Genomic DNA, 10,624 nt, shown 5'->3' on the forward strand with positions numbered 1-10,624 from the left:
TTTTTCATTCGGCTTGCTCTCCACCAAGGTGGTGCTGCCTTCGCCCACTTCATTGTTGCCGGACCACTTGTAGATGGCACCGACGCCTTCGGGCGGGCCTTCGAGACTCTTCTTCATATTGGGGTCAATCTTTGACCAGGGGGACCATGAGTCCCACTGGCGGAAGTCGTTCACGATTTTGAAGACGGTCTCAGGCGCGGCTTTGCTGGTGGCGGAACGGGTGATGTTCATGTCATCGGACTGGAATGACGCGAGGATGCAGATGACAGCGATGATGGCGACGAGGCCGAGCAGGATTTTTTTAATCATGGTGTGCGTATTGTGGTGTGGTGAGTGATTGAATGAGAGGGGTCAGATTACTTTTCTTTAGGAGGCTGGCATTTGCCGAGCATGTCATTCCAGCGCTTCTGCATCTCTTCGGGAGATACTTTTTCGATCTCGTGCTGGAGCATCCATTCATGGCCGAAGGGATCGCGCACGGAGCCGCTGCGAAAGCCGTAGAATTGATCGCTGGCTGGCATGAGCGGTGTGGCGCCAGCGGCGACGGCTTTTTCAATGGCGGCATCGGCGTTTTCAACCATGAGGCAGAATTTCACAGGGGTGCCACCGAGTGTTTGAGGAGACTTGTTCCAAGCGGGGTTTTCATCCGAGAGCATGAGCAGGCTGCCTTGGAGATCGAGCTCGGCATGGCCGATTTTGCCGGACGATTCATCGGCGAGGCGGAAGCGTTCGGTCGCACCAAAGGCTGCGTTGTAAAAGGCGATGGCCTTGCTGGCGTCATGGACGGTGATGTAGGGACTGAAGGAGGGGTAGGCGAGTGTGCTCATGGTGGTTGAGTAGTTGAGTAGTTGATTGACGAATGTGGTGTCAGGGCTGGCTGGCGGATTTGACTTCGGCCATGGGGCGGCAGAGATCGGCGATGGGACGGACCTCAACGGTGGCTCCGTATTGGAGGATGGGGCATTCCTGGGCGATGCGTACGGCTTCATCCATGCTGCCCACGGCGATGCGGAAGTAACCGGCGATGGCTTCTTTTGACTCTGCAAAGACGCCATCGGTCACCGTCGCTCCCTTGGGACCGGAGACGAGCTTGCCCTCCTCCATCAAGGGCTGTGCGCCGCGATGGATGCCCGCTTTGCTGAGGTCATCTACCCAGGCGTAAAAGTCAGTCATGACATGCTGAAGTTCGGAGGGGGACATGCCGTGGTTCCAGTGAGTGCCTCGAATGAGCAGCAAGTATTCATCGGTGGGGTTTTGTGGATTCATGCGGGCGGGGTTTCGTTGGTGATGTCTGAGGCGGTGCAGAGTTCGGGATCAAGCGGGCGGACTTCATAATGCAGGCCGCAGGGAAGGGTGGGGCTGTGAGAGAGCAGGTCGGCGGCTTCACTCAGGCTGGCTGCACTGACAAACCAGTAGCCGCCCACGACTTCCTTGGCCTCTCCGAAGGGGCCGTCGGTGGTGACGCCTGCCTTGGAGACGGTGGCGCGGTCTGTACTGAGGCGGCTGCCGGGGCGCATCCTGCCAGCCTCGATGTGGCGGTTGAGCCAGTCGTAGAATTCAGTGATGGCCGTGTCTATCTGCTCCTTGGACTTGTCTTTGTCCCAATGTCCGCGCGAGATGACGAGGTAGTCATGGAGGGGAGTTTCAGAGTTCATGGCGAGGGCAGTCGTAGGGTGTTGAGCGTGGAAGATGTCGTGGTTTCAAAAGGACGACGAACGGCCCGGACGGAAAAGGACATCGAAACAAAGAATTTTTTTAGCGTGTGCTTTTTTGGGGCTGGGAAGTTTCGCATTCGGCAATCAGGCGCTCAAAAAAACTGCGCTCAGAGGGGAGGGCAGCGAGGGTAAGCGCTCTGCGGAAATGAGCGGCGGCCGCCTGTGACTGAGCGAGTTCGGCGGCGAAGGCACCGCGTGCTGCATGCAGAGAGAGGTAGGAGTCCAGGCCCTGCACGGCTGCCAGCGCCTCCAGTCCGCTCTGCGCGCCATTCACGCGGCCCACGGCGATTGCGCGATTTAGGGCCACCACGGACGAGGAAGTCAGCAATACGAGCTGATCATACAGCGCGAGAATGCGTGCCCAGTCTGTGGTTCCGTGACTCGCCGCCGTGCTGTGGCACGCGGCGATTCCCGCCTCCAGATGATACTCCGTGAGGGTGTCTCCACGTGCGGAGAGCTGCAGGTGCTGAAGCCCGCGCTGGATGAGGGATTGATCCCAGAGGCTGCGGTCCTGCTCATGAAGACGCAGGATGCCTCCCGCTTCATCCGTGCGGGCTGGCAGGCGTGCGGCACTCAGGAGCATGAGCGCGAGCAAGGCGTTGCTCTGCGGCAGGCCGGTGTGCTGATGGGTGGCCAGCAGTTCGGTGAGACGGATCGCCTCATGGCAGAGGTCCGAGCGAACCAAGTGCTCGCCACTGCTGGCCTTGTAGCCTTCATTGAAGAGCAGATAGAGGGATGCCAGTACGGCATCCAGGCGCTGCGGCAGGTCATGCGCCGCAGGCAGTTCAAATGGCAGCGCCAGCTCGCGGATGCGCTGGCGCGCGCGAACGAGCCGCTTTGAGATGGCGGCTTCGCTGGTGACGAACGCTGCCGCAATCTCTGCCGGACTGAGGCCGCAGAGAGTTCGCAACGCGAGGGCGATCTGTGCCTCGGCGGATAGCTGCGGGTGGCAGCAGACAAACATCAGCCGCAGGGTGTCATCGCGCAGATGCGCATCATCATCCGGTGCTGTTTCCAAGGGCACAGCCATCCAGCGCGCCTGCTCTGCCGAAATGCCCTCTTCTCGTTCGTTCCAGCGCTGTTCGCGCCGTAGTTGATCCAACGCCAGATGGCGTGCGGTCTGGGTCAGCCATGCAGCTGGATTGTCCGGCACACCGCGATACGGCCAGGTTTGCAGCGCTCGCACGAGGGCTTCCTGCACCACATCTTCCACCCACTGTAGTCGTTGCGCGCCGAACTGACCTGCCAGCGTCGCGACAAGGCGCGCTGACTCGTGCCGAAAGAAATGCTCCGTGGCAAACTGAGTGCTGGAGGGTGCGTCAGACATCGCGGATACGTTTATACAAGATCGCCACGTGGGGTTCAATTCGCCTGAAACAGACCATCCACATAGTCGCGGGCGAGTTTGAGATTGTCACGAATCAGTTGCTGGGAGCGGCAGGTTTTGCCGATGAGCATGGAACCCTGCCAGAGACTGTTGAGGAACCACGCCACTTGAGCAGGATCAAATTTGGTCTTTGGCTTGTGCAGCTTCTTGGCGGCGGTGAGGAGCTTGGCGACGTTTTCGGCCCAGAGATTCAGTTCCTTCTCGCACGCAGCCTGGAAGGCAGGATGGGTGGCGGACATTTCCTGAGACATCATGCCCACCATGCAGACGACGGCATCATCATTGCGCCGCGTGAAGCCGACCATGATGTCAAACATGCGGTGCAGCTGTTTCAAAGGATCGAGTGTGGAGTCCTGCCAGGACTCGGCGTAGAGGGCAGTGCCCATGCGGCCCCACGATTCGATGGCTGCGATGCCGAGGGCTTCTTTGTTTTCGAAGTGGTGGAAAAATCCGCCCTTCGTCATGCCTGCTTCTTTGCAGATCTGATCGACCGAAGTCCCGGCAAAACCCTGCTGCAGCATGAGTCGCACGGTGGCGTCGATCAACCGCTGCCGGGTGGCGGCAGGATCGCGTTCGCGCTTGGTGCTGGTGGCTTTCTTGGACATACAAACCGGTTGGTATGTAAAGATGTGATGAAGAAAGGCAAACTTTTTTGCTGTGCCTGTCAGGTGATCACTTTCCTGACTCGCCTACGCACCACAGGTACTCCTGGCGAGTGGGGCCAGTCTTGGCGGAGCGGAGGTAAATGCGGTTGTCGCAGATGGCGGGAGTGCTGAAGGATTCGTCTCCGAGCTGGTTTTGGGACAGTAGAGCGAACTTCTCTGGAGTAGCGTCGAAGACGGAGGTCACACCGCCTTTGCTCGTGACGTAGATGCGCGAATCGGCCATGACGGGAGAGCCGTAGAATTCGCGGTCTACTTTCTCCGACCACAGCTCTTCACCTGTGGCGGATTTCCAGCAGGCAGCGCGTCCGCCATCTCCTACCGCGAAGACATGGCCGTTCTTGACGATCATTGACGGCACGTAGGTGCGGGTGACGTTCTCCCAGGCGATTTTGCCAGAGCCATCAGCTTCAACGGCCATCGTATGATTTTTTGGATAACCACCGCCGAGGAAGATGCGGCTGCCATCGGTCACGGCGGTGACCACGGTTTCCTCGGTGCTGCCGTCGATGCTCCAGAGTTTTTTGCCGGTGAGGGGATCAAAGCTTTCCACCTTGTTGCAGCCTGCGAGCACGGCCTGCGTTTTACCTGCGGCATTGACGACTGCGGGGGATGCGTAGTTCGCCACTGGCGGGCGGTCCTGCTGCCAGACGATTTCGCCAGTGAGTTTGTTGAGGCCGGACATCTTGCCGCCGCCGCGATGATCTGCGGAGACGAGCACGACTGACTGATAAACAACTGGCGAGGAGCCAAAGCCTTGATGCACCTGAAAGTCGCACACGCGGCGCTGCCAGAGCTGCTTGCCGGAGAAATCGAGGGCGGTGGTGAAGATGGCGCCGTTGTTGAGGAAGTTGACGAACAGGCGCTCGCCATCGCTCACGACATCGGAAGAGGCTTGCGAGGAGATTTTATGCCCTTTGGTATTGAGGTTGCCGCGATGCATGACGGCTTCCCATTTCTTCTTTCCTGTTGCCCGATAATAGCAAAGGACGAGTTGCTCCTCGGTCTCCATGTCAGCCGTGGCGAGATAGACCTGGTCTGCCACGATGGTTGGCGAGCCATGGCCACGACCACGCACCTCAGCCTTCCACAGGACGTTTTCGCCTTCATTCCATTTCAGCGGAAGCTTTTGTCCGGCTGCTGCATGACCATCCATCGTGGGTCCACGCCAGGCGGGCCAGTCGGCGGCGATGAGATGAGTGGCGAGGAGCGCGGAAGAAAGCAGCAGGGCGTGGATTTTCATGCAGACGTTGCATAACGCCGCGAAAGACGGTGTGCTGTCAAAAGCAGGGTGAGCCGCGCTATTTGGCGGCGACGGGCTTCATCAGACCTGTGAGGGGATGATGAGTGACGGTGTCCCAGGCGATTTCCTGCAGCAGCTTGTTGAGCTTCACCTTGTCTTCATCGCTCATGTCTTTGAGGGCTTTGAAGGCGTTAGGCACCCGCAGGCCCACGGGGCTGCGGCGGTAGATGACGGCGAAGTGGCAGTAGCTTGAGAGGATTTGAAGCGGAGCCAGCGCGTGGCCCCAGTAGTCGCGGAAGAGTTCGGCCTGGGTTTTCAATCCGGGTGCTTCGCCTTTGATGATCTTATCACGCAGCGTCACTGCCGCCATGCCTACTGGTACGATGAAAACTGACTGCTTGCCCAGCCGCTGGTTGATGCCCAGGACATAGTCCTCGATGTCCTTTGCATAGCGCATGGTCGCATCGCGTAGTTTGGCGATGTCGGTGACATTGTGATCGACCTTCTTTTTTGTGTCGAGCGGGTAAACCGGATTGTATTCATCACTCGGCATCCAGTATTCCTGCACGGTGATGCGCAGCGCTGGATTGTGTTCGATGCCGAGTTTTACGAAAAGCTCGATGGCATTATCCGGCAACCAGATGGGGGAGAGGGTGAGCACGTCCACCATACCGGTTTTCAGCACCTGCTTGACCGCGCTTTTCTCCTCCGGTATGTCCCAATGCTTCTGCACCGTGGAGCCGCCGATGCTCGACAGTCCGACCAATTGATGATCCAGCCCGGCAAATTTCGCGATCTCATCCACCTGCTTGTAGGTGAAGACATGAAAGCTGTGTCCACAGGTGGCCACGCGCTGCCCGGTGGTGATCGGTGGCAGCAGATCGTCTGCCCGACAAATAAATGAGGTCAGGCAAAAGACGGCGAGAAGGAGTGTGGCTTTCATGGGGGTGCTGTGGCTGGGTAGAACGACCGGGAGTGAATAATCTACCCACAATCGGCTCTCTAAAACTTCAGCAGTTCACCCACTGGCAGTGGCTTGTTCTGACGAATGGATTCTTCGGCGACGAGGCAAAGGCCGGCACTCCAGAGACCGTCCAGGCCTGATGCAATGGGCTTTTTACCGGTACGGACCATATCGATGCATTGAGCAATTTCTTCGCGGAGTTCGAAGACTTCGCCGCTGTGCTTTTCGAGCCTTACCGTTTCGAGATTTTCGCCGTCGAAAACTTTGAGAAAGTACTCGGGTTCGAGGGTTCGATCGAGCGCACCGCTCCAGGCGGCCCACAGAGCGCCCTTGGTGCCGCTGACTTTGACGGTTTGATGATGTTCGAAGGCGGCGAGTGTTTGCGACACCACGGCGTAGCTGCCATTGGCGTATTTGAACATTGCACTGAAGTTGTCGAACAGCGTCGGGCGCTGGGGATCACGGGAGTTCGCGTAGGCGTGGAGTTCGACGGGATCTCCGCTGCTTTCGAGATACCAGCGGGCGAGGTCGAAGAAGTGGATGGGCTCTTCGAGAACCCAACTGCCGACACGACTCTGATCATAACGCCAGCCACTGGCCCCTTGTCGGTAAGGTTTGCGGGAGAGTTCGACGAGGACGTACTGCGGATCGCCGATGGTGCCAGCGTCGATGATGTTTTTGATTTCGCCCCACTGGCTGGAGAGGCGGAGTTCGTGACCGACGGCAAGATGCACGCCGTGCTGTTGCGCTCCGGCTACAATGGCTTTGCAGTCGTCGAGCGTGATTGCCATGGGCTTCTCAAGAAGCACGTGTTTGCCCTTCGCCATGGCGGCGAGGGCGATCTCGCGGTGAGTGTGGCTGGGGGTGACGATGTCGATGATGTCGAACTCGGACTGAGCGATCATTTCGAGGCTGTCCGCAAAGATTTGTACCGTGGGGTAGATCCTGCGCGCTTCCTCGCGCGAGGCTTCTGAGGGTGCGGAAATGGCAACGAGGTGGGCGTCAGGATTTCCCGCGATGGATTGGGCGTGGAATTTGCCCCAGGCACCGAAACCGGCGAGGGCGAAGCGAACAGGCGAAGACATGTCAATGACGTGGTGCGGTGGTGAGCGGTGTGACGGGATCTGGAACGCGCCGACCCTGCACTTCATTCAGGCGGCATGACGGCAGATGCGGCAGGATGTGCTTGGCGAAGAGGTCGCACTCTTCGAGATGCGGGTAGCCGCTGAGGATGAAGGCGCGAATGCCCATGTCCATGTAGCGGTTGAGCTTGGCGAGCACCTGCTCGGGGTTGCCGACAATGGCGCTGGCACAGCCGCTGCGTGCGAGGCCGATGCCGCTCCAGAGATGTGGTTCGAGGTAGAGGTCGGTGCTCTGGGCGCGGAGTTCGTCCTGACGCTTGACCCCGGCGCTCTGACTGTCTTGGGAGCGTGCTTTGATCTCGGCGCCTTTTTCGGCGATGAGCTTGGAAATGAGACGGTCTGTTGCTGCGCGGGCTTCGGACTCCGTTTCGCGCACGATGACATGGGCACGGAAGCCGAAGTCGATCTTGCGGCCGTGGGCGGCGGCTTTTTCGGACATGACGCGCATGGTTTCGGCGATGCGGTCCTCCGTCTCGGGCCACATGAGGAAGACGTCGCAGTGTTTGGCGCATAAATCCTGCGCTGCAGGCGAAATGCCGCCGAAGTAGAGCAGGGGACCGCCGTTTTGTTGGTAGGGCTTGGCGGGTTCGGTGGTGGGCAGGCTGATGTTGTAGAAGTCGCCCTTCCATTCAAACGGGCCGTCGGTGCGCCAGAGCCCCTGCAGGATCTGGATGATCTCGCTAGCACGGGCGTAGCGGACTTCATTGCTCTCCTTCATGCCGGGCATGTCTGAGGAGATGATGTTGATGCACAGGCGACCTTTGGCGATATGATCCACGGTGGCGAGCGCTCGTGCGAGCATGGGTGGCCAGACTTCGCCCATGCGTAGGGCAACGAGTTGGTTGATTTGTGAAGTCAGAGGCGCCATCGCGGCGGCAAAAGCCAGGGCGTCTTGTCCGGCGATCCAGCCCGAGGGAAGAAGGACATTCTGGTAGCCTAAGGCGTCGGCTTTTTTGACGATGTCGCCGCAGTGTTCGAAGTTGGAGCGGATGGAGCCATCCGGAATGCCGAGAAATTCATAATCGTCAGAGCAAAGTGCCGAAAACCAAGCTACTTCACACTTGCGATCAGGGGTGCGAATGGGTAAGTCACTCATGAGAAGATTTTTGACGGGAGTACATTGATCCTGCTGGACAGCGAGAGATCAACAGGCTTTTTATTCGAATGCGAAAAAACCCAATTGTACAACGTGAAACGCTCGGGGCTGCTGTGCTGCAGGTCCGCAGCGGGCGTGCGACCTCGCGTACGACTCTGGCCAAGGCATTAGGAATTTCGCCCTCGACGACCGGGTTGTACGTGGATCATTTGATCGCCGAAAAATATCTGAATGAATCGGGCTTGAACCAAGGACCGATGGGCCGCCCCCGGCGCATTTTGAGCACGCAAGCGGAGGCGGGCTGGTTTGCCGGCTTGGAATTTAATGCCCAGCGCATTCAGGCGGTGGGCGTGGATTTTTCCGGCAGCTTGAAGATGACCGTAGAACTTCCCCTGCCAGCAGATGTGATGGCAGAGCAGGTGATCAAGTCCATTCTCACGTGCGTGGCCAAGCTGGCCGAAACGATGCAAGGTCCGCTGCTCTCGGTGGGGCTGGGAGTTCCCGGGCTGGTCGACGCGCAGGCAGGGATTGGATTGTACTATGCTTTCATACCTGACTGGAATCAGGTGCCGGTGGTGGATGAGATCGGATCCAAATTGAAAGTCCCTGTCATTTTGCAGAACAACTTGAGGGCGATTGCACTGGCAGAGCGTTGGTTCGGTTTAGGACACGGTTTGAATGACTATGTGATCCTCGGACCTCGCAGTGGTTTTGGCATCGCCATGGTGCAGGACGGCAGAGTGGTGGAAGGCTCTCATCATGCCGCCGGAGAGGTGGGGCGCTGGCCATGGCCATTGATGGGGGGGGCGGGTGAAGGCAAGGAATTGCATCATGCGCTGAGCGCTCCCGCGACGTGGCGGCGGCTGGCAGGAGTGGATGGGCTGGCAAAGCTGCCCGAAGATGTGCGCGCAGGCCTTGCGGCTTTTTCTGATTCCACAGGGCCGGAATGGGAAGCCGTGTGTGCCGATTACGCACGCGTGATCGGCTTGTTGCACATGATCATCGACACCGGAGTTTTCATTCTTCACGGCCCCCTGACGATGCTTGGGGAACGCTTCTGCCAATCGATTACAGATGCCGCATGCGCTCAGATGCCTGCTTTGCGTGAGGGTGGACTGAAAGTCGTGCCATCCACGCTAGGTGATAATGCCGGTGCTCTCGGGGCAGCGAGTCTGGCCATGGAAGCCTGGTCTCCGGCCTGAGAATTCTGGCTGCGGACATAAAAAACCGGGTGGCAGGAATGGTTCCCGCACACCCGGTGAGTGGAGTCTCTTGAAGTATTACTTCTCCAGAGGTTCTTTGGCGGCCTTCCAGCCGGAGATGCCAGCGGAGAGGTGTTTCACGTTGGTGTAGCCGAGCTGGCTGGCGGCGTTGGCTGCGGCCTTGTAGGCGCTGCAGGCAGGACCACCGCAGTAGGCAACGACGAGGGCGCCTTTGTCAGAAGGCAGGGCACTGGCGAGGCTGGAGCCCTGGGTTGCGAAGTCGATGGCGGTTGGCACATGGCCGGCCTTGTAGGAGGCGGCGCCGTTAACGTCGATGACGGTGACCTTCTTGTCAGCGATGGCCTGCTTGAGATCGGCAATGCTGATGTCTGGGAACTCGGCGGCGAAACCGGCGGAGGCGACGAGTGCGAAGACGAGTGCGATGAGTTTCTTCATGATTGGATCTGGATGGGTTGAGTTAAGGGGTGCGCGTTGGACTGTGCGCGGCAGCGGCCCCGTCTGCCGGGGCAAATGTTTAAGATTCAGGAATACGATGACATCATGCGTGCGAGTGAGATGCTGAAGCCTGCTGTTTTATTCCCAGAAAAATACGATTTCTGCCCTGCCGCGGTAGCGGCTGGAGCAAGGAAGGCATGGTGGAAACCCGAGAGGCATCATGGCAGGCTGTAGATTACAACGTTCCTAGATACGGTTGGTTTTGCCAAAAGATTCAAAAGTTCTTAGAGCGCTGGAATGAAGAGGCGCGCAAAGCCGTTGCGCAAGCGATGCAGGACCGGCGCATTTTCCAGCATCTCGCATGTAATTTCACGGTTGTGGGCCAGCTTGGCCTCCATCTCCGCAGCCAGCCGCTGGCAGAGTTCAACGTCGTGGCAGGCGAGGTTGAACTCAAAGTTCAGCCTCAGGCTGCGTGGATCCCAGTTGGTGGAGCCTAGGAAGGACCAGACGCCGTCGATGAGGAACAATTTGGAGTGATCAAACGGTGGGGCTGACTCAAAAATGCGACAGCCCATCGACAGCAGATCGGGATACAAGGTCTGTGCGGCCCATCCTACGAACGGGATGTTGTTCTCCGCCGGTGTGAGGATCGTCACCTTCACGCCACGCACTGCGCACAATCGCAGCGCCGCCAGGAGAACTGGATTGGGAAGAAAGTAGGGGGTGATGATCTTGACCTCTTCGCGTGCGGCATTGA

General features: G+C 58.7%; 13 protein-coding genes. 1 reads left to right on the forward strand and 12 read right to left on the reverse strand.

Annotated features, from left to right (window positions below):
- The 10 genes from ACIREA_RS17355 to ACIREA_RS17400 all read right to left on the reverse strand — a co-directional run.
- Positions 1-309: SRPBCC family protein (locus tag ACIREA_RS17355; protein ID WP_397383580.1), on the reverse strand; the 309-nt coding region annotated here is incomplete at its 3' end.
- A 47-nt stretch (positions 310-356) separates the two neighbouring features.
- A complete protein-coding gene (locus tag ACIREA_RS17360; protein WP_397383581.1) occupies positions 357-827 on the reverse strand; it encodes a VOC family protein in 471 nt (156 codons plus the stop codon).
- A gap of 40 nt (positions 828-867) precedes the next feature.
- Entirely contained in the window at positions 868-1,266 is a 399-nt protein-coding gene (locus ACIREA_RS17365) for a YciI family protein (RefSeq protein WP_397383582.1), read from the reverse strand.
- Positions 1,263-1,655: a YciI family protein gene (locus ACIREA_RS17370; protein WP_397383583.1), complete on the reverse strand. Its 393-nt coding sequence runs from the start codon at positions 1,653-1,655 to the stop codon at positions 1,263-1,265. The genes ACIREA_RS17365 and ACIREA_RS17370 overlap by 4 nt, the downstream gene beginning before the upstream one ends.
- Before the next feature lie 100 nt (positions 1,656-1,755).
- Positions 1,756-3,042, reverse strand: a complete 1,287-nt coding sequence (locus ACIREA_RS17375; protein WP_397383584.1) for an RNA polymerase sigma factor — start codon at positions 3,040-3,042, stop codon at positions 1,756-1,758.
- 35 nt (positions 3,043-3,077) lie between these two features.
- Positions 3,078-3,707 (reverse strand): TetR/AcrR family transcriptional regulator, encoded by a 630-nt coding sequence (locus ACIREA_RS17380; protein WP_397383585.1) that lies wholly within the window; start codon positions 3,705-3,707, stop codon positions 3,078-3,080.
- Between the two features lie 67 nt (positions 3,708-3,774).
- Positions 3,775-5,007, reverse strand: coding sequence for a PQQ-binding-like beta-propeller repeat protein (locus ACIREA_RS17385; protein ID WP_397383586.1), 1,233 nt, complete (start codon positions 5,005-5,007; stop codon positions 3,775-3,777).
- A gap of 58 nt (positions 5,008-5,065) precedes the next feature.
- Complete coding sequence (locus ACIREA_RS17390) at positions 5,066-5,950, reverse strand: hypothetical protein (RefSeq protein ID WP_397383587.1); 885 nt, start codon at positions 5,948-5,950, stop codon at positions 5,066-5,068.
- Positions 5,951-6,009: 59 nt separating this feature from the next.
- Positions 6,010-7,056 (reverse strand): Gfo/Idh/MocA family protein, encoded by a 1,047-nt coding sequence (locus ACIREA_RS17395; RefSeq protein ID WP_397383588.1) that lies wholly within the window; start codon positions 7,054-7,056, stop codon positions 6,010-6,012.
- 1 nt (position 7,057) lies between these two features.
- Entirely contained in the window at positions 7,058-8,209 is a 1,152-nt protein-coding gene (locus ACIREA_RS17400) for an LLM class flavin-dependent oxidoreductase (protein WP_397383589.1), read from the reverse strand.
- A 68-nt stretch (positions 8,210-8,277) separates the two neighbouring features.
- Here ACIREA_RS17400 and ACIREA_RS17405 point away from each other — a divergent pair, with 68 nt between their 5' ends.
- Positions 8,278-9,411 (forward strand): ROK family protein, encoded by a 1,134-nt coding sequence (locus tag ACIREA_RS17405; protein WP_397383590.1) that lies wholly within the window; start codon positions 8,278-8,280, stop codon positions 9,409-9,411.
- 78 nt (positions 9,412-9,489) lie between these two features.
- Here ACIREA_RS17405 and ACIREA_RS17410 read toward each other — a convergent pair whose 3' ends face one another.
- Together ACIREA_RS17410 and ACIREA_RS17415 are read right to left on the reverse strand one after the other, a co-directional pair.
- Complete coding sequence (locus ACIREA_RS17410; RefSeq protein ID WP_397383591.1) at positions 9,490-9,867, reverse strand: rhodanese-like domain-containing protein; 378 nt, start codon at positions 9,865-9,867, stop codon at positions 9,490-9,492.
- A 284-nt stretch (positions 9,868-10,151) separates the two neighbouring features.
- Positions 10,152-10,624 (reverse strand): phospholipase D-like domain-containing protein (locus tag ACIREA_RS17415; RefSeq protein WP_397383592.1); only part of this gene is annotated, 473 nt, incomplete at its 5' end.

Origin of the sequence: Prosthecobacter sp. (genome assembly GCF_044373815.1) — a bacterium.
GTDB lineage: Bacteria > Verrucomicrobiota > Verrucomicrobiia > Verrucomicrobiales > Verrucomicrobiaceae > Prosthecobacter.